This window comes from Pseudothioclava nitratireducens (assembly GCF_029210495.1).
GTDB lineage: Bacteria > Pseudomonadota > Alphaproteobacteria > Rhodobacterales > Rhodobacteraceae > Pseudothioclava > Pseudothioclava nitratireducens.
The window spans coordinates 119,849-146,385 of the sequence record NZ_JARGDK010000007.1 but is presented as its reverse complement, the minus strand read 5'-3'; the positions used below and the strand labels follow the sequence as shown (position 1 = coordinate 146,385).

General features: G+C 64.1%; 26 protein-coding genes. 9 read left to right on the top strand and 17 right to left on the bottom strand.

The genetic code is table 11. From position 1 onward, the window contains the following. Window positions 1-29 precede the first annotated feature (29 nt). The 7 genes from pheT to pyk form a co-directional block, all read right to left on the bottom strand. Window positions 30-2,438: a phenylalanine--tRNA ligase subunit beta gene (gene pheT / locus P0X85_RS10245; protein ID WP_275812398.1), complete on the bottom strand. Its 2,409-nt coding sequence runs from the start codon at window positions 2,436-2,438 to the stop codon at window positions 30-32. Between the two features lie 71 nt (window positions 2,439-2,509). Then, the gene (locus P0X85_RS10240; RefSeq protein ID WP_275812395.1) at window positions 2,510-3,064 is read right to left on the bottom strand and encodes a hypothetical protein; all 555 of its coding nucleotides are present in this window, start codon (window positions 3,062-3,064) and stop codon (window positions 2,510-2,512) included. Continuing rightward, complete coding sequence (gene pheS, locus P0X85_RS10235; RefSeq protein WP_275812392.1) at window positions 3,061-4,143, bottom strand: phenylalanine--tRNA ligase subunit alpha; 1,083 nt, start codon at window positions 4,141-4,143, stop codon at window positions 3,061-3,063. The genes P0X85_RS10240 and pheS overlap by 4 nt, the downstream gene beginning before the upstream one ends. A 158-nt stretch (window positions 4,144-4,301) precedes the next feature. Continuing rightward, window positions 4,302-4,667, bottom strand: coding sequence for a 50S ribosomal protein L20 (gene rplT / locus P0X85_RS10230; RefSeq protein ID WP_275812389.1), 366 nt, complete (start codon window positions 4,665-4,667; stop codon window positions 4,302-4,304). A 15-nt stretch (window positions 4,668-4,682) separates the two neighbouring features. Then, window positions 4,683-4,883, bottom strand: coding sequence for a 50S ribosomal protein L35 (rpmI, locus tag P0X85_RS10225; protein ID WP_096434380.1), 201 nt, complete (start codon window positions 4,881-4,883; stop codon window positions 4,683-4,685). A gap of 138 nt (window positions 4,884-5,021) precedes the next feature. Then, entirely contained in the window at window positions 5,022-5,261 is a 240-nt protein-coding gene (locus P0X85_RS10220; protein ID WP_338030527.1) for a hypothetical protein, read from the bottom strand. 33 nt (window positions 5,262-5,294) lie between these two features. After that, on the bottom strand, window positions 5,295-6,740 hold the full coding sequence (gene pyk / locus P0X85_RS10215) for a pyruvate kinase (protein ID WP_275812385.1): 1,446 nt from the start codon (window positions 6,738-6,740) through the stop codon (window positions 5,295-5,297). Between the two features lie 133 nt (window positions 6,741-6,873). On the opposite strand from pyk, the gene P0X85_RS10210 reads away from it, so the two are divergent. The 4 genes from P0X85_RS10210 (at window position 6,874) to P0X85_RS10195 (ending at window position 10,650) form a co-directional block, all read left to right on the top strand. Continuing rightward, a complete protein-coding gene (locus tag P0X85_RS10210) occupies window positions 6,874-7,617 on the top strand; it encodes an N-formylglutamate amidohydrolase (RefSeq protein ID WP_275812541.1) in 744 nt (247 codons plus the stop codon). A 141-nt stretch (window positions 7,618-7,758) separates the two neighbouring features. After that, window positions 7,759-9,651, top strand: coding sequence for a calcium-binding protein (locus tag P0X85_RS10205; RefSeq protein ID WP_275812381.1), 1,893 nt, complete (start codon window positions 7,759-7,761; stop codon window positions 9,649-9,651). A 226-nt stretch (window positions 9,652-9,877) separates the two neighbouring features. Then, window positions 9,878-10,135 carry a YjhX family toxin gene (locus P0X85_RS10200; protein ID WP_275812378.1) on the top strand — a complete coding sequence of 86 codons (258 nt, stop codon included), beginning with the start codon at window positions 9,878-9,880 and terminating at the stop codon, window positions 10,133-10,135. An 11-nt stretch (window positions 10,136-10,146) separates the two neighbouring features. After that, window positions 10,147-10,650 carry a GNAT family N-acetyltransferase gene (locus tag P0X85_RS10195; protein WP_275812375.1) on the top strand — a complete coding sequence of 168 codons (504 nt, stop codon included), beginning with the start codon at window positions 10,147-10,149 and terminating at the stop codon, window positions 10,648-10,650. Window positions 10,651-10,701: 51 nt separating this feature from the next. Here the strand turns inward: P0X85_RS10195 and P0X85_RS10190 are convergent, their stop codons facing one another. The 3 genes from P0X85_RS10190 to dgcN all read right to left on the bottom strand — a co-directional run bounded on the left by P0X85_RS10190 (window position 10,702) and on the right by dgcN (window position 13,614). Next, window positions 10,702-11,565, bottom strand: a complete 864-nt coding sequence (locus P0X85_RS10190) for a D-amino-acid transaminase (protein ID WP_275812372.1) — start codon at window positions 11,563-11,565, stop codon at window positions 10,702-10,704. Window positions 11,566-11,580: 15 nt separating this feature from the next. Beyond that, the gene (gene dgcA / locus P0X85_RS10185) at window positions 11,581-12,543 is read right to left on the bottom strand and encodes an N-acetyl-D-Glu racemase DgcA (protein WP_275812369.1); all 963 of its coding nucleotides are present in this window, start codon (window positions 12,541-12,543) and stop codon (window positions 11,581-11,583) included. A gap of 69 nt (window positions 12,544-12,612) precedes the next feature. Next, window positions 12,613-13,614, bottom strand: coding sequence for an N-acetyltransferase DgcN (gene dgcN, locus P0X85_RS10180; protein WP_275812538.1), 1,002 nt, complete (start codon window positions 13,612-13,614; stop codon window positions 12,613-12,615). A gap of 296 nt (window positions 13,615-13,910) precedes the next feature. On the opposite strand from dgcN, the gene P0X85_RS10175 reads away from it, so the two are divergent. From P0X85_RS10175 to P0X85_RS10165, 3 genes are all read left to right on the top strand, one after another. Then, window positions 13,911-14,867 carry an L-malyl-CoA/beta-methylmalyl-CoA lyase gene (locus P0X85_RS10175; protein WP_275812366.1) on the top strand — a complete coding sequence of 319 codons (957 nt, stop codon included), beginning with the start codon at window positions 13,911-13,913 and terminating at the stop codon, window positions 14,865-14,867. A gap of 238 nt (window positions 14,868-15,105) precedes the next feature. Next, complete coding sequence (locus P0X85_RS10170; protein WP_275812363.1) at window positions 15,106-15,537, top strand: Spy/CpxP family protein refolding chaperone; 432 nt, start codon at window positions 15,106-15,108, stop codon at window positions 15,535-15,537. A 108-nt stretch (window positions 15,538-15,645) separates the two neighbouring features. After that, entirely contained in the window at window positions 15,646-16,608 is a 963-nt protein-coding gene (locus P0X85_RS10165; RefSeq protein ID WP_275812360.1) for an acetyl-CoA carboxylase carboxyltransferase subunit alpha, read from the top strand. 18 nt (window positions 16,609-16,626) lie between these two features. Here P0X85_RS10165 and P0X85_RS10160 read toward each other — a convergent pair whose 3' ends face one another. The 3 genes from P0X85_RS10160 to P0X85_RS10150 are packed head-to-tail and all read right to left on the bottom strand — an operon-like array spanning window position 16,627 to window position 18,958. After that, window positions 16,627-17,391: a lysophospholipid acyltransferase family protein gene (locus P0X85_RS10160; RefSeq protein WP_275812357.1), complete on the bottom strand. Its 765-nt coding sequence runs from the start codon at window positions 17,389-17,391 to the stop codon at window positions 16,627-16,629. Then, on the bottom strand, window positions 17,391-18,287 hold the full coding sequence (locus P0X85_RS10155; RefSeq protein WP_275812354.1) for a cell division protein FtsX: 897 nt from the start codon (window positions 18,285-18,287) through the stop codon (window positions 17,391-17,393). The genes P0X85_RS10160 and P0X85_RS10155 overlap by 1 nt, the downstream gene beginning before the upstream one ends. Further along, window positions 18,287-18,958, bottom strand: coding sequence for a cell division ATP-binding protein FtsE (locus P0X85_RS10150; protein ID WP_275812351.1), 672 nt, complete (start codon window positions 18,956-18,958; stop codon window positions 18,287-18,289). Before P0X85_RS10150 ends, P0X85_RS10155 begins: the two co-directional genes overlap by 1 nt. Window positions 18,959-19,104: 146 nt before the next feature. Here P0X85_RS10150 and P0X85_RS10145 point away from each other — a divergent pair, with 146 nt between their 5' ends. Further along, a complete protein-coding gene (locus P0X85_RS10145) occupies window positions 19,105-20,226 on the top strand; it encodes a zinc-ribbon domain-containing protein (RefSeq protein WP_275812348.1) in 1,122 nt (373 codons plus the stop codon). Window positions 20,227-20,268: 42 nt separating this feature from the next. On the opposite strand, the gene P0X85_RS10140 is transcribed toward P0X85_RS10145, so the two are convergent. The 4 genes from P0X85_RS10140 to argH all read right to left on the bottom strand — a co-directional run bounded on the left by P0X85_RS10140 (window position 20,269) and on the right by argH (window position 25,948). Next, window positions 20,269-22,923: a DUF4175 domain-containing protein gene (locus tag P0X85_RS10140; RefSeq protein ID WP_275812345.1), complete on the bottom strand. Its 2,655-nt coding sequence runs from the start codon at window positions 22,921-22,923 to the stop codon at window positions 20,269-20,271. A gap of 40 nt (window positions 22,924-22,963) precedes the next feature. Further along, window positions 22,964-24,229, bottom strand: a complete 1,266-nt coding sequence (gene lysA / locus P0X85_RS10135) for a diaminopimelate decarboxylase (protein ID WP_275812341.1) — start codon at window positions 24,227-24,229, stop codon at window positions 22,964-22,966. Window positions 24,230-24,392: 163 nt separating this feature from the next. Then, the gene (locus P0X85_RS10130) at window positions 24,393-24,545 is read right to left on the bottom strand and encodes a hypothetical protein (RefSeq protein ID WP_275812338.1); all 153 of its coding nucleotides are present in this window, start codon (window positions 24,543-24,545) and stop codon (window positions 24,393-24,395) included. Further along, window positions 24,542-25,948, bottom strand: a complete 1,407-nt coding sequence (argH, locus tag P0X85_RS10125) for an argininosuccinate lyase (protein ID WP_275812335.1) — start codon at window positions 25,946-25,948, stop codon at window positions 24,542-24,544. The genes P0X85_RS10130 and argH overlap by 4 nt, the downstream gene beginning before the upstream one ends. A 25-nt stretch (window positions 25,949-25,973) precedes the next feature. Between argH and P0X85_RS10120 the strand changes: the two genes are divergently transcribed. Continuing rightward, a complete protein-coding gene (locus P0X85_RS10120) occupies window positions 25,974-26,516 on the top strand; it encodes a TlpA family protein disulfide reductase (RefSeq protein ID WP_275812332.1) in 543 nt (180 codons plus the stop codon). The last annotated feature ends 21 nt before the right edge of the window (window positions 26,517-26,537 follow it).

The following is a 26,537-nucleotide window of genomic DNA, read 5'->3' as shown; positions in this document are numbered from 1 at the left end:
GGGCGTTTCACGTTTCATGATGGCTCTGGTCAGCCGCGCAGCGTGCCTCCGGTGGCCTTGGTGACCTTCTCGATGACCTTCTTCGAGACCGCCTCGATCTCGGCATCGGTCAGGGTCTTGTCCTTGGGCTGCAGGCGCACCGAAAGCGCGATCGACTTCTTGCCTGCGCCCATCTGCTCTTCGGCCTTGGCGCCGGTGAACTGGTCGAAGACCGACACGCCCTCAATGAGCGCCTTGTCCGCCCCGAGCGCCGCGTTGACCGCAGTCAGCGCCTCGACCTTGCTATCGACGACGAAGGCAAAGTCCCGCTCGACCGCTTGCAGGTCGGAGATATCCAGCGCGGGCCGCGTCGCCCCCTTCTTCTTCGGGAAGGGCACGTTTTCGAGCCAGATCGTGAAGGCGACCGCCGGTCCCTTCACGCCCATCTCGCGCAGCACTTTGGGATGCACCTCACCAAAGGCGCAAAGCGCGTTCGGACCCAGCGCCATCAGACCCGAGCGGCCCGGATGCCACCAGCCCGCGAGTTTGCGGTTGATCTGGGCGCGCGCGGGCGCACCGATGGCCGAAAGCACAGCCTCGGCATCCGCCTTGGCATCATACAGATCCACCGGACGGCGCGAACCCCACGGATCGCGCGGACCCGCCGAACCGACCAAAAGGCCCGCCGCCTGAATATGCTGATCCCCCGGCTCACCGCCCGAGAAGGCAGGACCGACCTCGAACAGTGCAAGATCGGCGAAACCGCGCGCCTGATTGCGGCTTGCGGCCTGCAACAGGCCCGGCAGCAGGTCGGGACGCAGATGGGTCATCTCGGACGAGATCGGGTTATCGACACGCGTCGGTTCCTCACCGCCACCGAACAGCGCGGCAGAGCCCGCATCAATGAAGCTGTAGGTCACGCATTCGTTGTAGCCCAGCGCCGCGATGGTCCGGCGCGCGGTCTTTTCACGCACCTGCATCGGCGTCAGCACGGGTTTCGGCACACCGGTCGTCTCGCGCGCCATCGGCTGGCCCACGAGCTTGGTGAGCGAGGCCACACGCGCGACTTCTTCGACGAGATCCGCCTCACCCAGAACGTCCGGACGCCAGGACGGCGGCGCGGCCATGTCCCCGTCGAGCACAAAGCCCAGCGCCTCGAGCGTCGCGCGCTGCTCGGCGGCGGGAATGTCCATGCCGACAAGGCTGCTCACACGGGCCGGGTCCAGACGGTAGGCGCGCGCGGTGTCCGGCACGGCACCGTCCATCACGACCTCCGAGGCCTCACCGCCGCACAGGTCCAGCACCATCTGCGTGGCCAGCTCCAGCCCCGGCAGGGTGAAGGCCGGGTCCACGCCCCGTTCGAACCGGTAGCGCGCATCCGAGTTGATCTTGAGCGCACGCCCCGTCGCGGCAATCGTGATCGGGTCCCAATAGGCGCTTTCAAGGAAGACATCGACGGTCTCCTCGGTGCAGCCGGAATGCTCGCCGCCCATGATGCCGGCAAGGCTCTCGACGCCATTGTCGTCGCAGATCACCATCTGGCCCGCGCCAATCGTGTAGGTCTTGTCGTCGAGCGCGAGGAACGCCTCGCCGCCCTCGGCAGGCACGATCCGCAGGTTGCCCGCCACCTTGGCCGCGTCGAAGACGTGCAGCGGGCGGTTCAGGTCGAAGGTGAAGAAGTTGGTGATGTCCACGAGCGCCGAGATCGGGCGCAGACCGATCGCCTCAAGGCGTTTTTGCAGCCATTCGGGGCTCGGGCCGTTCTTGACGCCACGGATCAGGCGACCGGCAAAGAGCGGGCAGCCCTTGTCCTTGAGCGCGAGGGCAACTTCGACCTTGATCGGGCTTTCAAACCCACCCGGCACGGGTTCGACCGCGAGCGGTTTCAGCCGCCCGATGCCGCGCGCGGCCAGATCGCGCGCGATGCCGCGCACGCCCAGCGCGTCAGGGCGGTTCGGGGTGATGGCGATGTCGATCACCGGATCGACGGTCTCCGGGCGGTTCTCGGCCAGCCAGTCGGTAAATTTCGCGCCGACCTCGCCCGAGGGGAGTTCGATGATGCCGGTATGCTCGTCCGACAGCTCCAGCTCGCGCTCGGAACACATCATGCCGTGGGACTCGACGCCGCGAATTTTGCCGACACCCAGCGTCACGTCGATGCCGGGCACATAATCGCCGGGCTTGGCGAGCACGACCGTGATCCCCGCGCGGGCATTGGGCGCCCCGCAGACGATGGTCTTTTCGCCCTCGTCGGTGAGCACGGTGCAGACGCGCAGCTTGTCGGCGTCGGGGTGCTTTTCGGCGTGGAGAACCTTGGCCAGCGTGAAGGCGCCCAGCTTGTCGAGCGGGTTGATCGCCTCTTCGACCTCAAGCCCGAGATCAGTCAGCGCATAGAGGATCTCGTCGAGGCTCGCCTCGGTGTCGAGATGGTCTTTCAGCCAGGAGAGGGTGAATTTCATTTCTGACTCCTAGTTGTGCCAGTGTTGAATTATGAGGGACGTTCGCGCAATGAGCATCTGCTTACCGGAGACTATTGATCGGCCAGTTTAAGCCCGCAGGAAGCGGCAAGTTTATTCCCGACCACGGTGGAGCGAACGACATTGAAGTGCTTTTCGTGATAGAGTTGGCCATCAAGTTGAAGCGCCAAAGCAATTCTGCTTTTTGCGGAGATCACCTGTGTCAGAAGCTCTGGGGGAGCGCTCGCTTCTGCGCGGACATAACCATTAATGTCTTGAAGAACCGCACTTAGAGATAATGGCGCATCCTCATCGACTCTGACCAGCACCTGTGGCCCAAGATCATTAAGAGCATCAAAGTCAAAATCTTCCGTCGACTGCGCAGTTATGTAGAGGGCGACCAAGTCAACTGGACCGGTGCACCGCAAGGCAAACCCATAATCACCTGATTCAACGCCGGCGACTTGATTCGGCTTTCCATCAAACGCGCCCCCCCAGGATTGATTAAACCATTGGGCCTGAGCCAAAGCTGGAAACGAAGCGGCAGCAGTTGCGATTAATACAGAGCTTCTTAGCAGATAAACTAAGGAGCGCACCGATATTCGGATTCTGGTGTCTTTTAGCTTCACTTACTCAACCCCCCGAACACCGTCGGCAGGTCGAGCGCGGCAAAACCGTAGTGGCGGAGCCAGCGCAGGTCGGACTCGAAGAACGCCCGCAAGTCGGGGATGCCGTATTTCAGCATCGCCAGACGGTCGATCCCCATGCCGAAGGCAAAGCCTTGCCATTCGTTCGGATCAATCCCGCCCGCTTCGAGCACTTTGGGATGCATCATCCCCGAGCCGAGGATTTCCATCCAGTCGTTGCCCTCACCGATCTTGAGCTGGCCGCCTTCCCACGAGCAGCGGATATCGACCTCGGCGGAGGGTTCCGTGAACGGGAAATGCGAGGCGCGGAAGCGCAGTTCGACATTGTCGACCTCGAAAAACGCCTTGCAGAACTCTTCGAGCACCCATTTCAGGTTGGCCATCGAGATGTCCTTGCCGATGGCCATGCCCTCGACCTGATGGAACATCGGCGTGTGGGTCTGGTCCATGTCCATGCGGTAGACGCGGCCCGGCGCGATCACGCGGATCGGCGCGCCCTGCGCCTGCATCGCGCGGATCTGCACCGGCGAGGTGTGGGTGCGCAGCACATGCGGCGGACGCGGGTCGGCCGGATCGCGGGCCATGAAGAACGTGTCGTGTTCCTGACGCGCGGGGTGCTCGGGCGCGATGTTGAGCGCGTCGAAGTTATACCAGTCGGATTCGACCTGCGGCCCCTCGGCCACGGCAAAGCCCATATCCGCGAAGATCGCGGTGACCTCGTCCATGACCTGACTGACGGGGTGGATCGTGCCCTGACGGCGCGGGCGGCCCGGCAGCGTGACATCGAGCCATTCCTGCGCCAGACGCGCATCGAGCGCGGCATCGGCCAGCGCGGTCTTCTTGGCGCGCAGCGCGGCGTCGATCTCATCCTTCAGGACGTTGAGCGCCTTGCCGACGGTCTGACGCTCTTCCGGGGTCATCTTGCCCAGCTCGCGCATCTTGAGCGAAATCTCACCCTTCTTGCCGAGCGCGGCCAGACGGATCTCTTCCAGCGCGGCCTCATCGCCCGCCGCTGCGATCCCGTCGAGATATTTTGCCTTGAGCACGTCAAGCGCGTCCATGCCTGTCTCTCCTCAGATGGTCGGCCCCGTGCTAGCTTTGGGTCCGCCCGATTTCAAGCGCCTTGGCCCTGCCCCGCAGAAAACCCCGGCCAAAGAAAAACCCCGCGCCACGGCAAAGCGCCGGCGCGGGGTTCGAAATGCAATCCCGTTAAGGGAGATTACGCAGCCGCGGCAGCCTTCGCCTGTTCGACGATGGCACCAAAGGCTTCCGGCTCGTGGACGGCCAGATCTGCGAGAACCTTGCGGTCCACCTCGATCCCGGCTTTCGCCAGACCGTTGATGAAGCGCGAATAGGTCATGTCGGCGTCGAATGCGCGCACAGCCGCGTTGATCCGCTGGATCCACAGCGCGCGGAAATTGCGCTTGCGGGCCTTGCGGTCGCGGGTTGCGTACTGGTTCGCCTTGTCGACGGCCTGAGTCGCCGTGCGGAAGTTGCGCGAGCGGGCGGAGTAGTAGCCTTTCGCCTTTTTGATCACCTTGCGGTGTGCGGCGTGGGTCACTTTACCGGATTTAACGCGTGCCATTGTTCAAGCCTCCGATCAGCGGTTGTAGGGCATGTATTTCTTGACGATTTTGGCGTCGCAATCGGCCAGAACCATCGTGCCCGCGGTGTCGCGGATGAACTTCGGCGTGCGTTTGATCATGCCGTGGCGTTTACCTGCCGGGCCGACCTTGACTTTGCCGGTGGCGGTGAACTTGAACCGCTTTTTCGCAGCGGATTTGGTCTTCATCTTGGGCATTTCCATCTCCTTGGGTCAGAGTGGTTTCGCGCGACTCGGCATGCCACTTTGGCCGGCCACGCGGTTGATAGAGCGCGCCTGATAGACGCGTCAGGCGCATTTGGCAAGGGAGAATCCGCAGGATCGGGCGCTGCGCGCTCAGTTTATCATGCGGGCCACGACCCGCACGAACACCTCGGGGATCTGGTTGGCAGAATAACCGCCCGGCTTGACCAGAAACGCCATGAGCACCAGCCCGCCGCCCACCAGAACCGCAATCGCGGCGGCGCGCGGCGGCCGACCGTCGGAAAAGGCCGAGATGACCGCCGGAATGGCAAAAGCGCTGACGATGATGCCGATCACCAACACCAGATCGCTATCCATACCGGCCAGTGTCACGCCTTTACCCTTTCCCTCTGGGATTGGTTAACGTTACTCCGGGTCGGTGCGGAAAATCAATCGCTCGTCGCAAGGCGCCACGCGCAGAATATTGGTTGTTCCCTGCACGTTGAACGGCACACCCGCAGTCACGACGATCTGGTTGGTCTCATCCGCGAACCCGAAATCACGCGCCGCGCGGGCGGCGTTCACCACCGCCATCTTGAAGCGCTCGACCTCTTCGCATTCGACTGCATGGACGCCCCAGAACAGGCTCATCTTGCGCAGGGTCGCGGTGACCGGCGAGAGCGCGATGATCGGCACACGCGGACGTTCGCGCGCGACAAGGGCGACGGTCTTGCCCGATTGCGTGTAGCAGCAGATCGCAGAGACATCGGTGGTTTCGGCAATCTCGCGGGCCGCGGCCACGATGCCGTCCGCAACCGTGTTGCGCTTGGCCGCGCGCGAGGCCTCGATGATTTCGCGGTAGGTCGGATCACTTTCGACCGAGATCGCCACATTGTTCATCGTCTCGACCGCCTCGACCGGGTAGCGCCCGGCGGCGGATTCCGCCGAGAGCATCACCGCATCGGCCCCCTCGTAGATCGCGGTGGCCACGTCGGAGACTTCGGCACGGGTCGGCATCGGGCTTTCGATCATGCTCTCGAGCATCTGCGTCGCCACGATCACCGGCTTGGCGGCCGCCCGGCTCTTGCGGATCAGGCGCTTCTGGATCGGCGGCACGGCCTGCACGGGCAGCTCGACCCCAAGGTCGCCCCGCGCCACCATGATCCCGTCGGACACGGCGAGAATGTCGTCGAACGCCTTCTCGGCGGCGGGCTTCTCGATCTTGGAGATGATCGCGGCACGACCCGCCGCAAGCTCACGCGCCTCGTCCACGTCCGCCGGACGCTGCACGAAGCTCAGCGCGAGCCAGTCAACGCCCATCTCGCAGGCGAATTCGAGGTCTTTCTTGTCCTTCTCGGACAGTGCCGCGAGCGGCAACACCACGTCGGGCACGTTCACGCCCTTGCGGTTGGAAATCGTGCCTCCGGTGGTCACGATACAATTTGCGAAATCGGCTCCGCAGGTTTCAACCCGCATTGCGATCTTGCCGTCATTCACCAGAAGCGTCGCGCCGGGTTCGAGCGCTTCGAAAATCTCGGGATGGGGCAGGCAGACGCGGTGTCCATCGCCCTCGGTCGGGTCGAGATCGAAGCGGAAGGGTTCACCCTCTTCGAGATCGGCGGCACCGGCGGCGAACACGCCCACGCGCAGTTTCGGCCCCTGCAAATCCGCGAGAACCGCGATCGGGCGCCCGGTATCTTTCTCGATCTGGCGGATGATATCGTAGCGCGCGCGCTGCTCATCATGGGTGCCGTGGCTCATATTGAGCCGGAACATGTCGGCACCAGCCTCGAACAGGGCGCGGATGGTTTCGTAATCGGACGAGGACGGGCCCAGCGTGGCCACGATCTTTACGTTGCGGAGGCGTCTCATGCGCTCTCTCTCCTTCGTTTTGCATTCATCTCGTGGGCCGCGCACAGCTATGGCGCAAAATGTCGCACAGGGCAACTGGCACAACGCGCGCGGCTCGCTTAAATCTGTCGTGACAGAACCGGACGACGAGACCATGACACCGCATCCCGCCTATCGCATCGAAGGCCAAGACCGCCCGTCCCGCTGGCTTGTGACCTGCGACCATGCCACGAATACGGTGCCGGACTGGCTTAACGGCGGCGATCTGGGCGTCGCGCCCGAAGATATGGCGCGCCATATCGCTTATGATGTGGGCGCGCTCGGACTGGCGCGGCATCTGGCGGCGCGGCTCGATGCGCCAATGATCGGCTCGGATTTCTCGCGGCTGGTGATCGACCCGAACCGCGGCGAGGACGATCCGACGCTGGTGATGAAGCTCTATGACGGGACGCTGATTCCCGCGAACCGCCAGGCCGACACGGCGGAGGTCGAGCACCGCCTCGCGCGGCTCTACCGCCCCTATCACGGCGCGCTGGCTGATCTCGCGGGGCGGCGCAACGATACGGTGATCTGCTCGATCCATTCCTTCACGCCCTGCCTGCGCGGGCGGTCGCCCCGACCGTGGCAGGTTGGTATCCTTTACTCGCACCGCGACGAACGGCTGGCGAAACCCCTGATCGCGGCGCTCGAGGCCGAAGGGCTCTGCGTCGGCGATAACGAACCCTACTCCGGTCATCTCGACGGGGATGCGATCGACCGGCACGCGCTGACGCCCGGTCGGCCCAATGTGCTGATCGAGCTGCGCAACGATCTGATCGCACAGGAGGACGGCCAGATCGCCTGGGCGGATCGGCTCGCCCCGGTGCTCAACGCGGTGCTGCACAAGAGCGGGTTGTGAAGGGCCAGAGGCGCACAACCCACAAGTGCATATCTTGAATTTGAAACAGTAATTTTCCCGCAACATCCCAATAACCCATTGACGAAACTTTAGAATCGCGGCCCTGATCAAATCGTTAATTGTTACCGTGGGGGCGGGATTATGATTTCACTTTGGCTCTTGGGCCTTCTTCCTCTGGCGTTGGCTTTCGGCATCTTCGGCAATGACGACGACGATGACAGCAGCGACCACGATTCCGACAATGAAACCGGTGCAGGTGAGGAAATCACCCTCACCCCCGACCTTCGCGAAGTCGAGGGCACCTCGGGCTATGACACGATCACCGGCACCGACGAGGCCGATACCGTCAATGGCGGTGCGGGCGAGGACCTGATCTTCCTCGGCGAAGGCCATGACAATGGCATCACCGGAACCACGTTCGAGGCGGCGGATGAGGCCATCAGCCGGCTTTTCGGTGGCGATGCCGCCGGGATGCAGGACGATCTGGTGGCTCTTGGCATCTATGGCGGTCAGGGCGGCACGGGCGAAGACTATATCGACGGCGGGCATGGCAATGACGCGATCACCGGCAACGAAGGCAATGACACGCTGCGGGGCAACCTCGGCGCGGACTGGCTCATCGACACGCGTGGCGCGGATAGCATGCATGGCGGATGGGGCGACGATCTGCTGATCGCGGTCGATGAGACCGACAGCAATCATGCCGACCATCTGGACGGAAGCGCCGGCGAGGATGAACTGGTCGGCGACGATGGCGACACCATGACAGGCGGGGCCGATGCGGATGGGTTCGCGATCTTCTGGCAGCCCGGCGACGACCCGGTGACGATCACCGATTTCGGCCTGATCAACGAGAACCTCACGACCCCGTCGCAGGAATATCTCGACATCTACGTGCCTTCGATCCCCGAAGGGGCCAGCTTCGAACTGGTCGAGGATAGCGCGGGCTCGCTCGTGCAGCTTGGCGGCGAAACGCTCGCGGTGATCGAAGGCCTGTCACCCGCCGACCTCGTGTCTCGTCCGGTCTTTCTCTATGATATCGACGCGGGCGAGTGGTATCAGCCGGAACTCCCCGAGGGCCTCGCGCAGCCGATCCTTGGCACGAATGAGAACGACGTCCTCGACGGGACGGACGGGACGGACACCATTTACGGCTGGCTCGGCGCGGATGACATCATGGCGATGGATGGCGACGATGTGATCTATGGCGGCTATGGCGCCGACACGATCAGCGATGGCGCGGGCAATGATACCATTGACGGCGGCGCGCAGAACGATCTGATCAACAACGGCGCGGGCAATGACGAGATCCACGCCGGTGACGGCAACGATCACGTGCGCGACGGGGATGGCGACGATGTCATAGATCTCGGTGCGGGCGACGACATCGTCACCGATGTCGCACCGGCGGAAAGCACAGCCAGTGACGACGACCTGATCCTCGGCTTCGATGGGAACGACACGATCCTTGGCAGCTATGGCGCCGACAGTTTCATCGGCGGCGAGGGTGACGACCTGCTGAGCCTGTCGCTCGAGGCGGATGGCGGCTTGCTTGACGGTGGTAACGGGAATGACCTGCTGTTCACCGATGGGGGCGCGCATCAGCTTGTGGGCGGTGAAGGCAACGACACGATCGTCGCCAGCGATCTGAACGCTACGGCCAGCGCCGGGGCTTCGCTCGCCGATACGATCGACGGTGGCGCAGGCGACGACTCGATCGTCGCCGACCTGCGCGATGTCGTCACGCTGGGCGCGGGCGCGGATCACCTGACCGGGGGCATTGATCTCGGGATGACCGATCTGGGGGGCGGTGTCATCGAGGTGACCGATTTCGACCCGGCGGCCGATACGCTGGCCATCGACTATATCGCCACGACCGGCACAGGCACCCCGGCCATCAACCTAAGCACCAACGCGGCCGGCACCGGCACTCTGGTGAGCCTCGACGGGCATGCAGTGTTCAACCTGATCGGCGTCGCTCCGGCGCAGGTGGACAGCGCGTCGATCGTCCTGACCCAGACCGCCGCGGCCTGACGCCGCGCATTACACGAGGCCCGGACCACGTTCGGGCCTCGTGGCATTGAATATCCCTCCAATACCGCCTAATTTGCAGATGTGCACGCCCACGACCGGGCGTTCAATGGAGTCTGGATGTCAGAGCTTGCATGATCCGGTCCTCGTGAAATCCGAGGGCCAGCAGATCGAACCGGGGATGCCACAGCGCTCCCTGTAGTCATGTTCTCTGCAATCAGGACATCCCATGAATATCTCGAAGGCGGAACAACGCGTTCTGCACCTGCTCGCGCAAGGCGGGCACATCCGTCATACCCGCTCTCATGCGGGCAAGATCGCTGAAATCCTGTGCATTACCCGCGACGGGCTGATCTTTTCTGACTGCGACCTGCCGCTGTTTCAGCGTCTGCGCCAGCGGGGCTTGATCGAGTCGCGAAACGGCGCACCTTATCGTATCTCGATGCGCGGCAGACGGTCCGTCCGCGCGCAGCCCGACAATCGCTGAAGGAGGCTTGGATGCTCATTCGTCCAGAAACCCCCGAAGACAGCGCGGCCATCGCGTCCCTGACGGCTGCGGCCTTCGCGGACATGCCGCATTCGGACGGCTCGGAACCCGCGATCATCGAACGGCTTCGGGCGGCAGGCGCCTTGATCCTCTCGCTGGTCGCGGAAGAGGATGGCCAGATCCTCGGCCATGTCGCCGCCTCGCCCACCTCTGTCGGCCATACGCTTGGCTGGGCCGGGATCGGGCCGATCTCGGTCGCGCCCGAGCGGCAAGGCAAGGGGATCGGCGGTGCGCTGATGCATATGGCGCTGGGGCGGCTGCGCGGCCAAGGGCTGCACGGTGTGGTGCTGGTCGGCGAACCTGCCTATTACCGGCGCTTCGGATTTGCCGCGCAAGATGGGCTCACCGCCCCTTCGGTGCCGCCGGAATATGTGCTCGCCCTGCCCTTCGGCCCCGAGCGGCCAAGCGGCACGATCCGCTTTCACGCGGCCTTCGGCCTGCCCGATCCGGCATAAGAAAACCCGGCGCGGTGGAGGCCGCGCCGGGTCAAACTCTGTTCGGAACTCTCAGACGCCCGCCTTACGGCTCTCATCGAGATAGATCTCGCGCAGGCGCGACGCGACCGGGCCGACCTTGCCCTCCTTGACCGGGTTGCCGTCGATCTCCACCACCGGCATCACGAAGGCCGAAGCCGAGGTGAAGAACGCCTCATCCGCGCCTTGCGCCTCTTCGATGGTAAAGGGACGCTCTTCGACAACCATCTGCGCCTCTTTGGCAAAGCGCAGAACGGCGGCGCGGGTGATGCCGTGCAGAATGTCATGCGAGAGGTTGCGCGTGATGATCTTGCCGTCTTTCACGATATAGGTGTTGTTCGAGGTGCCCTCGGTGACAAACCCGTCCTCGACCAGCCACGCATCGTCGCAGCCCGCCTTCTTGGCCATCATCTTGCCCATCGACGGGTAGAGAAGCTGCACCGTCTTGATGTCCCGACGGCCCCAGCGGATGTCCTCGATCGAGATCACCTTGATGCCCTTCTGCGCCTGCGGATTGTCGGCGAGGCCCGGCTTGTTCTGGGTGAACAGAACCAGCGTCGGCTTGGTGGTGGCGGGATCGGGGAAGGCGAAATCGCGGTCGCCCGGATTGCCGCGCGTGACCTGAAGATAGACCATGCCCTCTTCGATGCCGTTGCGCGCGACCAGTTCGCGGTGAATCTCAAGCAGGTCGTCGAAGGCCTCGGGCTTCTCCATATCGAGCTCTTTGAGCGACCGCTCCAGACGTGCCGCGTGGCCCGCGAAGTCGATCAGCTTGCCGCCCAGCACGCTGGTCACCTCATAGACGCCATCAGCCATGAGAAAGCCACGGTCGAAGATCGACACGGTCGCCTCTTCCTCGGGCAGATACTGACCATTCACATAGACGGTGCGGCTCATCGCTTTCTCCTTGCCTCAACCCCAAAGTGCGGCTTCGGGGGGGAATACCTTGCCATCCGCGTAATGCAGCGGCGCCGCACGGTCTTCGGCCAGAAGCAGCGGCGCGTCAAGGTCCACGTAATCGGCGCCCTGCGCAACCAGCATGGCAGGCGCCATCGCAAGGCTCGACCCGATCATGCAACCGACCATGATCCGGTAGCCCTCAGCACGCGCCAGATCGCGCAGCGCCAACGCCTCGGTGAGACCGCCGGTCTTGTCGAGCTTGATGTTCACCATGTCATACTTGCCGCGCAACTTGGCGAGGCTTGCGCGGTCATGACAGCTCTCGTCGGCGCAGATCGGCACCAGCCGTTGCACCCCGATCAGCGCCTCGTCGGCAGCCGCGGGCAAGGGCTGTTCGACCAGCGCCACACCCAGCCGCTTGAGATCGCCCTGCATGTCGAGGAACTGCTCGGCGGTCCAACCTTCGTTCGCATCCACGATGATCCGCGCCTTGGGCGCACCCGCCCGCACGGCTTCCAGACGCCCCATGTCGTCGGGCGTCCCCAGCTTGATCTTGAGGATCGGGCGCGCCGCATGCTTCTCGGCGGCGGCCCGCATCCGCTCGGGCGTGTCGAGCGACAGCGTGTAGGCCGTCAGCTCAGGCCCCGGCGCAGGCATCCCCGCAAGCTCCCAAACCCGTTTGCCCGCGCTCTTGGCTTCAATATCCCACAGCGCGCAATCGACCGCATTGCGGGCCGCGCCTGGCGGCAGAGCCTCTTGCAACTCGGCGCGGGTGATCCCCTCGGGCAGGCTCTCGATCTGCCCCGTTACGCTCTCAAGGCTTTCACCGTAACGCGCGTAGGGCACACATTCGCCATGCCCGACATGCCCGCCGCGCTTGACGAGAACGCTCAGCACCTTGGCTTCGGTCCGGCTCCCGCGGCTGATGGTAAAGGCCTCAGCCAGACGAAAACTCTCGGGTCTCACCTCGATCATCGCGGCCCCTCATTCTGCTGCAAATATCCCCGCCGGAGGCATCCGCCCCCGGCCACCGGGCGCACCCTCTCAAATCGCGGCCAGCGCGTCCACGAGTTTCCCGGCGCCGAACCGGTAGGGGTCGGTCGCGGGCAGGCCCATCTCGGTTTCAAGCGCGGCCAGATAGGCACGCGCCTCGGCCTCGGGCATATGCTGCGTGTTGACCGAAATCCCCACCACCTGAACGCCCGGATTCGCAACCCTCGCAATTTGCAACGACAGGTCACGCAGCGCATCGAGCCCCGGCAGTTGATAGCCCGGAAGCCCGCGCATATGCGCCCGCGTCGGTTCGTGGCACAGGATCAGCGCATCGGGCTGCCCGCCATGGATCAGCGCCATGGTGACGCCCGAATAGCTGACATGGAACAGGCTCCCCTGCCCTTCGATCAGGTCCCAATGGTCCGGATCGTTATCCGGCGTGAGCCATTCGACCGAGCCCGCCATGAAATCCGCGATCACCGCATCGAGCGGCACCCCATCCCCGGTGATCAGGATGCCGGTCTGCCCGGTCGCGCGGAAGCTGGCCTTGAGTCCGCGTTCGCGCATCTCGCGCTCCATGCAGAGCGCAGTATACATCTTGCCGACCGAACAATCCGTTCCGACAGCAAGGCAGCGCTTGCCGGTCCGTTTGATGCCGTTCGCAATCGGGTAATCCACCTCGGGCACCCGCACGTCATGCAAGGCGCGCCCGCACGCCTCGGCCACGGCGACCAGATCGGGCTCCTCGCGCAGCAGGTTATGCAGCCCCGAAGCCAGATCGAACCCCTCTTCGAGCGCAGCGATCAGGACCTTTTTCCACGCCTGGCTGATTACGCCGCCCCGGTTCGCGACCCCGATCACCAACGTCTTGCAGCCCGCCGCTTTCGCGTCTTCGAGGGTCATATCCGGAATGCCCATATCCGCCTTGCAGCCCTCCATACGGAATTGGCCAACCGCGAATTCCGGACGCCAATCCTTGATTCCCTGCGCCACCTTGGCCGCCAGCGGATCGGGCGCATCGCCCAGAAACAACAGATAAGGCGTCTCGATCAGTGCCATGCGCGTATGCTCCCCGTAGGTGAATTCTTGTCACTTTCAGAATATCGCGCCGCAGCGGGATTTCTTGGGGCTTTTGGACGATTTTTCAGGAATTAGTCGAAACTTATCTCTCAATTTGATAAAAGCCCGCAAGCTTCTTCGAAACATTGTGCAGATGCAGAATGAATCGCGCACCCAAGGTCGAATCTGCGCACCGATTCTGCGCCTGCGAAAGGGCGCTTGAAATGCAACACGCAACAATATATCCCCGCCACAACCAACCGTGAAACATCATTGCGAAAGGCCCACCGATGAGCTTCCGCGTCCAACCGACCCCCGCCGCCCGCCCGAACCGCTGCCAACTCTTTGGCCCCGGCTCGAACACCAAGCTGTTCCCGAAAATGGCAGCATCGGCGGCGGATGTGATCAACCTCGATCTCGAAGACTCGGTGGCCCCCGCCGACAAGCCGCAAGCGCGCCGCAACATCATTCAGGCCTCGCATGAGATCGACTGGGGTAACAAATATCTCTCGGTGCGGATCAATGCGCTCGACACCCCCTACTGGTATCGCGATGTCGTCGAACTGCTTGAAGAGGGCTCCGAGCGGATCGACCAGATCATGATCCCGAAAGTCGGCTGTGCCGAAGACGTCTACGCCGTGGACGCGCTGATCACCGCGATCGAGACCGCCAAGGGCCGCACCAAGAAGGTCTCGCTCGAGGTCATCATCGAAAGCGCCGCCGGCATCGCCCATGTCGAGGAAATCGCGGCCTCGTCGCCGCGCCTGCAAGCCATGAGCCTTGGCGCCGCGGACTTCGCCGCCTCGATGGGCATGGCCACAACCGGCATCGGCGGCACGCAGGAAAACTACTACATGCTGCGCGAAGGCCAGCAATACTGGTCGGACCCGTGGCACTGGGCGCAGGCCGCCATCGTCGCCGCCTGCCGGACCCATGGCATCCTGCCGGTCGATGGCCCCTTCGGCGATTTCTCGGACGACGCGGGCTTCATCGCACAGGCGAAGCGCTCGGCCACGCTCGGCATGGTCGGCAAATGGGCGATCCACCCCAAGCAGATCGCGCTCGCCAACGAGGTTTTCACCCCCTCCGAGGAGGCCGTAAACGAGGCCCGCGAGATCCTCGCCGCGATGGAAGAAGCCAAGGCCTCGGGCGCTGGCGCGACCGTCTACAAGGGCCGCCTTGTTGACATCGCGTCTATTCGTCAGGCAGAAGTGATCGTCCGCCAGGCAGAGATGATCGCCGGCTGACAGGCTGGCGCACCAGCCGCACAGATGAAATCCCGGAGCGGTGGGGAGGGGAGGCCCCGCCTGCATGAGGGAACAGGGACGCCCCGATCGCGGATCGGGGCGTTTCCTTTTGCGCCCGACATGCGCATTTCTGCCGCATGGCCTTGGGGGATCGCACCTGAAATAGTTGATCCCGGTCGGGCGTGAACAACGCCCACAGGGCGGCCATGACATGACAACCAATTCAAGGAATGCGCAGATGAAACATCTGATTTTCGCAGCGGCCCTGCTCGCCTCGACCTCTCTCCCCGCGCTGGCCCAAAACGCGGCCGCGCCCACCCCGCAGGAGCTTGGGCTCTCGGCCCCCGTAGTCATGCTGACCGGCGTCATCGCAAAAAATGCCGATGCGCTGGAGCTTGACGAGACGCAGCGCGCCGCAGTCAAGGAATGGGTCGCCACGATGCCCGGCAAGCGTCAGGCCTATGAGGCCGAAACCGCCGATCTGCGCGCGCAGCTGCGTGCAGCCATCATCGCAAACGCCCCGGCCGAAGAGCGTCAGGCGCTGGCCGATCAGATCGGCGCGCACGAGACCCAGCTTGTGATGATGCGCTCGAACTGCGTCGACAATTGGCGCAAGGTCCTCAGCCCCGAGCAATTCGACAAGGCGCTGGAACTGGCCAAGCTCAAGTGATCGCAGGCGCGGGGCCGCAAACGGCCCCGCCCACTCCCTTCCGCGCGGCCCGTTGCAATTCGCGCGCGCGCCCTTCATATAGCAAGGGTTCCGCAACGGAGGGTTCCGATGACGACCTATCTCGAGTTCGAAAAACCGCTGGCTGAAATCGAAGGCAAGGCTGAAGAGCTGCGCGCGCTCGCCCGCAAGAACGAAGAGATGGACGTGGAGAAAGAGGCGGCGGCGCTCGACAAGAAGGCCGCGCAAATGCTCAAGGATCTCTACAAGGACCTGTCACCCTGGCGCAAATGTCAGGTCGCGCGACACCCGAGCCGCCCGCATTGCAAGGATTATATCGACGCGCTCTTTACCGAGTTCACGCCGCTGGCCGGGGACCGGAACTTTGCCGATGACCACGCGGTCATGGGCGGGATCGCGCGTTTCAACGACCGTCCGGTGATGGTGATCGGCCATGAGAAGGGCCACGACACCGCCAGCCGGATCGAGCGCAATTTCGGCATGGCCCGCCCCGAGGGCTACCGCAAGGCGATCCGTCTGATGGATATGGCCGACCGCTTCGGCCTTCCGGTGGTGACATTGATCGACACGCCCGGCGCTTATCCCGGCAAGGGCGCCGAAGAGCGCGGCCAGTCCGAGGCGATTGCCCGCTCGACCCAGAAATGCCTGACCATCGGCGTGCCGCTCACCGCGATCATCATCGGCGAAGGCGGCTCGGGGGGCGCGGTGGCCTTTGCCACCGGCGACCGCGTCGCAATGCTCGAACACTCGGTCTATTCGGTGATCTCGCCCGAGGGCTGCGCCTCGATCCTATGGAAGGATGCCGAGAAGATGCGCGAAGCCGCCGAGGCGTTGCGGCTCACGGCGCAGGACCTGCACAAGCTGGGCGTGATCGACCGCATCATTGCGGAACCGATGGGCGGAGCGCAGCGCGACCGCAAGGCGACCATCACTGCCGTGGGCGATGCGATCACCACCATGCTGGGCGAGCTCGACGGGAAATCCTCGGCTGAGCTGATCAAGGCACGGCGCAAGAAGTTCCTCGATATGGGCTCGAAAGGCCTCGCCGCCTGATCCGACAGGCGCCGGCCATCACCCGGCGGTGAACCCTGCCTCCGCCATCAGCGCATCGGACGCGGCTTCGACCCGCTCTTCGAGCGTACGCACGAGTTCCTGCGCCGACAAGCCCGGCTCGATCAGCGGCAGATACTCGACCACGCCATGTCCCGGCAGGATCGGAAAACCGCGCTTCGACCAGAACAGCCCGACATTCGTCGCCACCGGCGCGACCGGCAGGCCCGCGGCATCGTAAAGCACTCCGATCCCCTGCTTGTAGCGACGCTTTTCACCCGGCCGGGTGCGGGTGCCCTCCGGGTAGACGATGAGCTGCCCGAGCCCCTGCTGCTGTGCGATCTTGGTCTCCTCGACCATCTTGGACAACGCCTCGGAGCCGCGCGATCGATCAATCGGAATGCACCCGGCCTTGAGCGCAAACCAGCCAAGGATCGGCACATGAAGGATCTGTTTCTTCATGATGAAGGACCGCTGCGGCGCGCGATTGGCAATGATAAGAATATCGAAGAAACTCTGATGCTTGGCACCGATCAGGCAATCCATCGTGGGCGGCGTGCCCCGCACCTCATAGGTGATCCCGCAATAGAACCGCGCCATGCCAAGAAGATGCGTGGTCCAGACATCTGCGACGCGATGGACACCCGCCCGGCCTCGCGGCAAGACCTGAAAGAACACCCCCCAGAGGCCCAGAACCAAGGTCGCCAGCGCGATATGCACATAGTAGAGCACCGAGCGCGGATACGCGTCCCAAGTGACCGGACCGGGTTTCCGGGATTGCGCCATCATCTTACCTCCTTGAGCATCCGCAGCGCCGCCGCGCGCGTTGCCGCATAGGCCACCAGAGCCGCCAGCGGCGGAATAATCAAGGGCCAGAGCCAATGAGCCCCGGTGAAACCAAGGCCGGTCAGAAAGCCGCCCGCATCATCGGCCTCCGGCAAAACTGCAACTGCCATCATGCCCAGTGCCGTGCCGCCCAGCGCGCCCCACAGCCCGCGCAAAGTGAAGCGTCGGACAAATGCGCGGGCGATGAACTGATCACGCGCCCCCACCAGCCGGAGCACCCGGATCACCTGCCCATTCGCGGCGAGCGCCGCCTGCGCGGCCAGCGTGATCATGCCTGCCGTCGCCGCGCCGATCAGCACCAGCGACACAAGGCCCAAGGTCCGCAATCGTCCCGCCGCCTCGACCAGCGGGCGCCGCCAGCGGGTATGGTCGTCCAGCACCGCCCCAGGCGCCTCGGTCGCCAACCGCAACCGCAGCCCCTCGGCATCCGCACCTGCAACGGTCTCGACGATCTCGATCAGCTTCGGCAAAGGCAAGCTTTCGACCGGGAGATCGGGACCGAACCACGGATCGAGCAGTGCCTTCATCTCTGCATCATCGAGGATGCGGAAACTCTCGATACCCGGCGTCGTTTCCAGAACTGCCAGAACGGCAGCGGCCTGCGCCTCAATCTGATCGGCGGGTGCGGAAATCCGAATCGTGGCCGAGCGCGCCAGAGCATCCGCCCAGCGATCCGCAAGCCGCCCGGTTGCCAGCGACAAAGCCAACGCAAAGACCGCGAGAAAGGCCATTGCCGCCGCCGTCAACAGCGTGAGCCGCGCGGTGAAGCCAGTCGGCGGCACCACGCGATCCACCCCGCGCCCTTCGCTGCGCAGCATATCGAACAGCCGCCGCATCACAGATCCGCCCCCGCCAGTTGCAAGCGCTGATTCGCAATTCGCAATACGCGCGTCGCAACCTGCGATTTTGCCGTGCGGATCAGGTTCAGGTCATGCGTGGCGATCAGCACCGTCTTGCCCATCCGGTTCAGCTCGATCAACAGGTTCAAAAGCCGTTGCGACATCTCCCAGTCGAGATTTCCCGTCGGCTCGTCGGCAAGGATGATGTCCGGTGACATCATCACCGCCCGCGCCAGTGCCGCGCGCTGACGCTCCCCGCCTGAAAGCTGCGGCGGTAAGGCATCGGCCTGGGCGCGCAGCCCGACCCAGCTCAGCAATTCCCGCAATTCCTTTGGATCGGCAGCACGGCGGGAGACGCTCAACGGCAGAGCAATATTCTCGGCGACCGACAAGTGATCGAGAAACTGGCAATCCTGATGCACGACACCGATCCGTTGCCGCATCGCCGCAACGTCATCGCGCGTCATCATGCGCACATCGCGGTCAAACAGGCTCAGCATGCCCGAGGAGGGCGAAAGCTCTGCGTAGCATAGCTTGAGAAAGGTCGTCTTGCCCGCACCGGACGGCCCGGTCAGGAAGTGGAACGACCCCGGCATCAGCCGCAAAGTCATTTCCGACAGCAGCTCACGCCCGCCATAGCTCATCGCCACATTTTGCAGCTCGATCACTGCCCGGCCCCACCCTTTGACTGCCACCGGGCGCGCAAAGCGCCACAAGTCTTACAAACTCTTGGATATTTGACTGTCGCTTGCTACAACATCTCAAAATGAAACGCCAGAATGGCAATACGCCAGGGCTCTGGTTAGGGGTTTGAATGCGTCTGATCTGTCCGAATTGCGATGCTCAGTATGAGGTCGACGACAGTGTGATCCCCGAGGGCGGGCGCGACGTGCAGTGTTCGAGCTGCGGGCATAGCTGGTTTCAGGTGAGCAAGGCGGCGCTGGCCGCGGCACAATTCGAGCCTCTGGAAACCGCGCGCGACTGGGACGCCGACGAGGACGATCTGATCGGCTGGGAAGAGGAAGACCCGGCCATCGCCGGGCGCGAGCTTCCCAAGGTTGACGACTGGAACGAGCTTGAGGCCAGCGCGGAGCAGGTCGTGGAGGAAGTGACCGCCGACCTTGAAGCAGCGCCTCTCGACGAGACCGGCCACACGATCACCGAGCCACCCCCGGAACAGATCGAAACCGCCACAACGGATGAGCCGCCTGCCGAAACCGCACCACCAGAGGTCCCAACCGAACCCGCAGATGCCGTCGATGCGGTCATCGCCGAGATGATGCGCGGCTCGGGTCTGGCGCAGGCCGACAACGATTATGCCGAGGACAGCGACTACGAGGAGGGGCTGACACCCGCCCCCGTGGCCGGCGCGACGCCGCGCAAGCCCGTCGATGACGGGCTGCTCTCGATCCTGCGCGAAGAGGCCGAGCGCGAGGCGGAACAGCGCCGCGCCGAAGGGCTCTCGCTCGATCCGCAACCGGAACTCGGCCTTGCCGCGCCGGTCGCCACCGCGACCTCCGCACAAAAGAACGGCTGGGACGAGGACGCGGATCGCTTCGCCGATTTCACCGAGGATGAGGTGGAGTTCGACGACGAAGGCGTACTGCGCTCACGCGGGGTTGAACGGCTCCCCGATGTCGAAGAGATCAACTCGACCCTCACCGCGACCTCTGACCGTGATGACGATTTCGACGGATACATTCCAGAAGAACCCGGCGTCCGGCGCTCCGGCTTTGGGCGCGGCTTCTCGATGATTATCCTGCTCGCTGCGGCTGGTCTGTTGGTCTATGTCTTCGCCGCGCGGCTGATCACAGCGATCCCGACACTCGAAGAGCCGGTGACCCAGTTCGTGACGGCGGTGGATGCCGGGCGGCTCTGGCTGGATCAGCAGATGCAGGTCGTAATCGACAAGCTTCAACCCGAAACCGGCTCTTGAGCGCGAAGACGACCGAGACGTAACCGCGACGAGCGGTCCTGATCAGAATTGATCGAGCAAGCGGCGCAGGTAGTCCAGCTCCTCCTCGGGACGCAGCCGCTCTGCCGAGCGGCGCCGCAGTTCCTCCAGAAGATCGCGCGCCCGACGATAGATATCCTCGCCCTGAAGCATCTCTTGCTCGGTGCCCAAACGTCCGCCTTCGCCACGCTGGCGGCCAAGCGGATCACGCGGCAACAAGCGGTTGCCCTGTTGGGCCAAACCTTCGCCCTGCCCCTCGCCTTGCTGGCCGGGTTGCTCTCCGGCCTGACGCGATTGCTCTTCGGCGAGCGCCTCGCCCAAGGCACGCATGCCTTCGCGCAGCGCCTGAATGGCATCGGCCTGACGGTCGATCGCTTGGCCATTGTCGCCCTCACGCAGCGCCCGCTCGGCCTCGTCCATCGCGCGGCCCGCATCGTCAAGGCTCCGGCGCGCGGCTTCACCCGCCTCGCCCCCGAGACGCGGCATGAGGCCCTGCTGACGATTCAACTCTTGCCGCAGCGCGCGTTGACGGTCGGCTAGGCCTTGCTCTTGGCCTTGGCTTTGCCCCTGACCTTCCCGCCCGTCTCCGGGGGTGTCGCGCGGCGTGCCCTGATCCGTACCTTCACCCGGCGCCTGCCCCTGTTGACCGGGTTCCTGACCTTGCTCTCCCTGCTGCCCTTGTTGACCAAGCTGATCGAGATCAGGACTACTGCGCGGACGGTCTTCAGGGTCAAAACCCTCCTGCATCTCGCGGAAGGAGTCGTCCGACAACTCTTGCTGATCGCGCAGGGTTTCGCCGAGATCACGCATCGCCTGACTGCCCGGCATATCGCCCTGACCACCCTGCCCTTGCGTGACCTTGAGGTTCTCCATCATCCGCGCGAGTTGGTCGAGCAACTCCTGCGCCTCGGCCATCCGGCCCTCTTCCATGAGGCGCTGAATCTCGTCCATCATCTCTTGGATCTGGTTTCCGGTGATCTGCTGGCTCGGCTGTTGCTGACCGAATTGCGGCCCCTCTTCGGGTTGCGCGCGCTCTGCCAGCATCCGCAGGTAATTGTCGGTCGCCTCCTTGAGTTCCTGCATGAGCTTGGCGATCTCGTCCTTGGACGCGCCGTTTCGGATCGCCTCTGACAGCCGTTCTTGCGCCTGACGCATCGCCTCGAGCGCATCGGCCAGCCCGCCATCTTCGACCAGCAGCGCCAGTTCCCAGAGCACATCCGCAATCTGGTCCCGGGTTTCGGGCGTTATATCCGCGGCCTCGATCCGCAGGATCGTCAGCCGTAACAGCCGCGCGACTTCGTCTTTGCGAATGAACCCGTCGGGCCGGTTCGAAATCGCGCGGAGCCAGTCCGCCACGCGCGGCGCGTTCTCGCGCGACCAGAGCAGATCGCGCCGGGCCTCGATCAGCGCGGCGGCGAGCGGGTCGAAGAACCGACGCCCGGGAAGCTCAAAGGCCGACATCTCGGTGCGACCGACCTGCCCGCGCCCATCCTCGACCTCAAGCTCAAGGTTGACCGGCAAATTGGCCCAAGCATGTTTCGAGGCATCCTCGATCAGCGTTTCAGTGAAATCCGCGCGTGAGCCGGAAATCGGCATCGGCAGATCGAAGGTCAGATCGTCGCGCGCCTCGGGGTCCAGCGCGAGCCCGTAGCGCCGCGTGACCGAGGCGAGATCAAGCGTGATCCGCGCGCGCCCCGCCATCACCGCGTAATCGTCGAGCGCGCGGAAAGGTTGCGCCATTTTGCCGTCGGCCCGCCGCTCGGCCAGCCCGACAAGCTCCACCTCGGGCGCGTCGTCGGCCAGCACCGTGATCTCGAAGCGCCGCGCATTCGGGCCGCCAAGCTCGACCATGCCCGAGCGCATCGCTTCAAAGTCCTCGCGCCGGATATCGCTTGTCTCATCCTGAACGATGGGCGCGGCGGCGGGGCTGGAAATGCTCTCGGTGAAGGGAATCGCATCGGCCGCCCCGTAAAAGCGGAACGAGAACCGCGTCCCCTCGGGGACCGCGATCTGATCGCTGTCGAGCCGGTTCAGATAGAGTCCGGGCTTGCCGGTATAGCGCGGTGGTTCAGCCCATCCCTCCCAGCTTGGCCCCATCGCTGCCTCGGCGGAGCCCGCAGGCGCGCCGGAATTGGCGACAGGATCGAACATGCGCTGCGGCGCGCCAAAAAGAAGCGCGATCACGAGGGCGGTCAGCCCCGTCATCCGGAGCGCGAACGGGTCTCGCGGCGCCAGATCGGGACGCGGCCCAACGGGCTTTGCCCCCGCAGCGCGCTCAGCCATACGCGCCAAGTGCGCACGCCAAAGTGCGTTGGCAGCCGGGTCATTGCCCCCCAGCGCCATCTGGTCGCCCAAGGCAGAAAGAGGCCTCCCCGGCAGCGTCGCATCAAGCCGCGCAATCGCCTCGGCGCGCGTCGGCCAAACGAAGCGGCGCACGCCAAGCGCGATCAATATCGCTGCAAGCAGCCCGACACTCAGGAACAACGCCAGAAACAGATCGCGCGACAGGTGATCTTGCACCCGAAACATCAGCGCGGTGAGTGCGAGCGCAAGAACCGTGAGGGCTGGCCAAAAGGCACGCAGCCCCCGCTCCACCGCAAGTCCGACCCGCGTTGCCGAAATCGGCCGATCCAGATCGGCAAGGGTCTCGGGCAGTTTGGGGCGCTTCGGTATCAGCATCGGTCCTTTCCGGCCCCTACGGCGAAATACCCGCGCCGCGTCAGAGCCATTCAGGAATGGTATCGCGCCCGAGCATTTCTTCAAAGCTCGGTCTTGCCCGAATGACAGCGAATTGATCCCCGTTCACCAGAACCTCCGGAATCAGCGGCCGCGAGTTGTATTCGGACGACATCACCGCGCCATAAGCGCCCGCCGAACGGAACGCGATCAGGTCACCAGGCCCGACCGGCGTCAGCGCGCGGCCCTTGGCGAAGGTGTCGCCCGTCTCGCAAACCGGCCCGACGATATCGAACGCCGCCGCCTCGGTGCCGGGCGCAGGCTCGACCACCGGGACGATGTCGTGATGCGCCCCATACATCGACGGGCGCACCAGATCGTTCATCGCCGCATCGACGATCAGGAAATCGCGGCCCTCGCCTTGCTTCAGATAGATCACCGAAGTCACGAGAATCCCCGCATTGCCCGAGATCAGCCGCCCCGGCTCGATCTCGATCTCGCAGCCTAGATCGCCCACCGTGCGCCGGATCACCTCGCCATATTCGATGGGTAGGGGCGGCGCAGAGTTCGACCGTTCGTAGGGAATGCCAAGCCCGCCACCAAGGTCGAGACGCACGATCTCATGACCATCCGCGCGCAGTTGCTCGGTCAGTTCGCGCACCTTCAGGAAGGCCGCCTCGAAGGGTGCCAGATCGGTCAGCTGCGAGCCGATATGCACATCGACGCCCATCACTTTGATCCCCGGCAGCGCGGCGGCCTCGGCATAGACTGCGCGGGCCTTGGCGATCGGGATGCCGAACTTGTTCTCGGACTTGCCGGTCGCGATCTTTTCATGCGTCTTGGCGTCGACATCGGGGTTCACCCGAATGGCAATCGGAGCTTCAACGCCAAGCTCGGAGGCCACTTCGGAAATCACGCGCAGTTCCGGCTCGGACTCGACATTGAATTGCCGGATGCCGCCGGTCAGCGCGAGGTGGATTTCCTCGCGCGTCTTGCCAACGCCCGAGAACACGATGCGCTCACCGGGCACGCCCGCCGCCTTGGCCCGGCGATACTCCCCGCCCGAGACCACATCCATCCCCGCCCCCAGTTCGCCCAGCGTCTTGAGCACGGCGAGGTTCGAGTTCGACTTGATCGCGAAGCATACGAGATGATCCATCCCCGCCAGCGCCTCTTCGAACAGCTTGAAATGGCGGGTCAGCGTGGCGGTCGAGTAGACATAGAACGGGGTGCCGACGCTGGCCGCGATCTCGGTCAGCGGAACGTCCTCGGCACAGAGCACGCCGTCACGGTAAAGAAAATGATCCATCGCAGGCCCTTGCGGTCAAAGTGGCAGGTTTGCCCCGCTTTACCCGCTGCGCCGCGCGTTGGAAAGCGCGCTTAGCGTGCCACGACCTGCGAGGGTGGGATCGGCGGCCCCTCGACGCCGCAGCCGGCCAGCCCGGCAAGACACAGGATCAGCAACGCGGCCCTCACGGCGACACCGACACGGTCGCGCCACCGACCCGGCCCGACACGGCGGGGTAAACGCTCACCCCGCTCGAATCGAGCGAGATCCCCGCATGGAGCGCCGGGTCCGAACAGGCCGCAAGCGTCAGAAATGCAAGGATCAGCGCGGGTTTCATGCAAGATGCTCCTTCCAGCGGGCGATCTGGGCGCGCACCTGATCGGGCGCGGTTCCACCGTAAGACTGCCGCGAAGCGACCGAGTTGTGAACCCCGAGCACACCGAAGATATCCTCGGTGATCGCAGAGTTCACCGATTGCATCTCGGCCAGGCTCAGGTCCGGCAGATCGCAACCCTTGGCTTCGGCCATGGCAACGAGGGTTCCGGTGACGTGGTGGGCATCGCGGAAGGGCAGCCCCGCCTCGCGCACCAGCCAGTCGGCCAGATCGGTCGCGGTCGAGAAGCCCGAGGACGCCGCCGCTTCCAGCTTGTCGCGATTGACGGTCAGGTCGCGGATCATGCCCTCCATCGCTGCCAGCGCGAGCAACAGATGGTCGGCGGCGTCAAAGACCTGCTCCTTGTCCTCTTGCATGTCCTTGGAATAGGCGAGCGGCAGGCCCTTCATCACGGTAAACAGCGCGACCGTCGCGCCAAGAATCCGTCCGATCTTGGCGCGGATCAGCTCTGCCGCATCCGGGTTGCGCTTTTGCGGCATGATCGAGGACCCCGTCGACCATTTGTCCGACATCGCAACGAAGCGGAACTGCGCCGAGGACCAGATCACCAGTTCTTCAGCCAGACGCGACAGGTGCACGGCGCAGATCGACGCCGAGGACAGGAACTCCAGCGCGAAATCGCGGTCCGAGACCGCATCGAGCGAATTCGCCATCGGACGATCGAAGCCCAGCGCCTCCGCCGTGGCATGGCGGTCAATCGGGAAGCCGGTGCCAGCCAGCGCCGCGGCACCCAGCGGGCTTTCATTCATACGTTTACGCGCATCCGAAAAACGCGACAGGTCACGGGCGAACATCTCGACATAGGCCATCATATGGTGGCCCCATGTGACCGGCTGCGCCGTCTGCAAATGGGTAAAGCCCGGCATCACCCAATCCGCGCCCGCCTCGGCCTGCCCGAGCAGCGCCCGGATCAGCGCATCGAGCCCCTTGATCGCGGCATCGCATTGATCACGCACCCAAAGCCGGAAATCGGTCGCAACCTGGTCATTGCGCGAGCGCGCCGTGTGCAGGCGCCCCGCCGGTTCGCCAATGATCTCCTTGAGCCGCGCCTCGACATTCATATGGATGTCCTCAAGCGCCGCAGAAAACGGGAAGTTTCCGCCCTCGATCTCTGACAAGACCGTGAGCAGGCCTTCCCGGATCGTCTCTGCGTCTTTATTGCTGATGATACCCTGTGCGGCGAGCATCGCGGCATGGGCCCGGCTGCCACGGATATCTTGCGCGTAGAGCCGTTGGTCGAACGAGATCGAGGCGTTGATCGCCTCCATGATCGCGTCCGGTCCTGCGGCGAAACGCCCGCCCCACATGGCGTTGGAGGCTTTGCTATCCTTGGCGGTGTCGGTCATGGTCAGGCCCTTCATCGGAGGCAATATGCTGCGGTCCCTCGTCCTTTATACGGCCCTCGCGCTCGGTGCAAATGCTGCTGCGGCGGCGGATCTCTCGGCGCTGAAGACGGGCGAGATGAACAAGCTGGTCGTCTATGAGGCCCCACTCCCGGTGCCCGACCTTGCATTTGAGGATGGCATGGGCGGCACCACAAGCCTCGCCGCCTACCGTGGACAGGTGGTTCTGGTGAACTTCTGGGCGACCTGGTGCGCACCGTGCCGGGCCGAAATGCCCTCGCTGGATCGTCTTCAGGCGCAACTGGGCGGCAATGGCTTCGAGGTCGTCACCGTTGCTACCGGGCGCAATCCTCCGCCCAAAATCGACCGCTTCTTCGAGGAGGCCGGTGTGGCCCGGCTGCCGAAATTCCGCGACCCCAAACAGCAGCTGGCGCGCGCAATGGGCGTCGTCGGCCTGCCAGTCACGGTGCTGATCGACAAGAACGGCCAAGAGGTCGCTCGCCTGATCGGCGAGGCAGAGTGGGACAGTCCTGACGCCAAGGCGCTAATCGCCGCATTGATTGCGGAGTGATACCTGCCGTCAGCCCATCTT

Coding starts and splice junctions, on each gene's coding strand:
- pheT (WP_275812398.1), bottom strand. CDS start 2,438: ATGAAATTCACCCTCTCCTGGCTGAAAGACCATCTCGACACCGAGGCG.
- pheS (WP_275812392.1), bottom strand. CDS start 4,143: ATGGACGCGCTTGACGTGCTCAAGGCAAAATATCTCGACGGGATCGCA.
- rplT (WP_275812389.1), bottom strand. CDS start 4,667: ATGGCACGCGTTAAATCCGGTAAAGTGACCCACGCCGCACACCGCAAG.
- rpmI (WP_096434380.1), bottom strand. CDS start 4,883: ATGCCCAAGATGAAGACCAAATCCGCTGCGAAAAAGCGGTTCAAGTTC.
- pyk (WP_275812385.1), bottom strand. CDS start 6,740: ATGAGACGCCTCCGCAACGTAAAGATCGTGGCCACGCTGGGCCCGTCC.
- P0X85_RS10210 (WP_275812541.1), top strand. CDS start 6,874: ATGACACCGCATCCCGCCTATCGCATCGAAGGCCAAGACCGCCCGTCC.
- P0X85_RS10205 (WP_275812381.1), top strand. CDS start 7,759: ATGATTTCACTTTGGCTCTTGGGCCTTCTTCCTCTGGCGTTGGCTTTC.
- P0X85_RS10200 (WP_275812378.1), top strand. CDS start 9,878: ATGAATATCTCGAAGGCGGAACAACGCGTTCTGCACCTGCTCGCGCAA.
- P0X85_RS10195 (WP_275812375.1), top strand. CDS start 10,147: ATGCTCATTCGTCCAGAAACCCCCGAAGACAGCGCGGCCATCGCGTCC.
- P0X85_RS10190 (WP_275812372.1), bottom strand. CDS start 11,565: ATGAGCCGCACCGTCTATGTGAATGGTCAGTATCTGCCCGAGGAAGAG.
- dgcA (WP_275812369.1), bottom strand. CDS start 12,543: ATGATCGAGGTGAGACCCGAGAGTTTTCGTCTGGCTGAGGCCTTTACC.
- P0X85_RS10175 (WP_275812366.1), top strand. CDS start 13,911: ATGAGCTTCCGCGTCCAACCGACCCCCGCCGCCCGCCCGAACCGCTGC.
- P0X85_RS10170 (WP_275812363.1), top strand. CDS start 15,106: ATGAAACATCTGATTTTCGCAGCGGCCCTGCTCGCCTCGACCTCTCTC.
- P0X85_RS10165 (WP_275812360.1), top strand. CDS start 15,646: ATGACGACCTATCTCGAGTTCGAAAAACCGCTGGCTGAAATCGAAGGC.
- P0X85_RS10160 (WP_275812357.1), bottom strand. CDS start 17,391: ATGGCGCAATCCCGGAAACCCGGTCCGGTCACTTGGGACGCGTATCCG.
- P0X85_RS10155 (WP_275812354.1), bottom strand. CDS start 18,287: ATGCGGCGGCTGTTCGATATGCTGCGCAGCGAAGGGCGCGGGGTGGAT.
- P0X85_RS10145 (WP_275812348.1), top strand. CDS start 19,105: ATGCGTCTGATCTGTCCGAATTGCGATGCTCAGTATGAGGTCGACGAC.
- P0X85_RS10140 (WP_275812345.1), bottom strand. CDS start 22,923: ATGCTGATACCGAAGCGCCCCAAACTGCCCGAGACCCTTGCCGATCTG.
- lysA (WP_275812341.1), bottom strand. CDS start 24,229: ATGGATCATTTTCTTTACCGTGACGGCGTGCTCTGTGCCGAGGACGTT.
- P0X85_RS10130 (WP_275812338.1), bottom strand. CDS start 24,545: ATGAAACCCGCGCTGATCCTTGCATTTCTGACGCTTGCGGCCTGTTCG.
- argH (WP_275812335.1), bottom strand. CDS start 25,948: ATGACCGACACCGCCAAGGATAGCAAAGCCTCCAACGCCATGTGGGGC.
- P0X85_RS10120 (WP_275812332.1), top strand. CDS start 25,974: ATGCTGCGGTCCCTCGTCCTTTATACGGCCCTCGCGCTCGGTGCAAAT.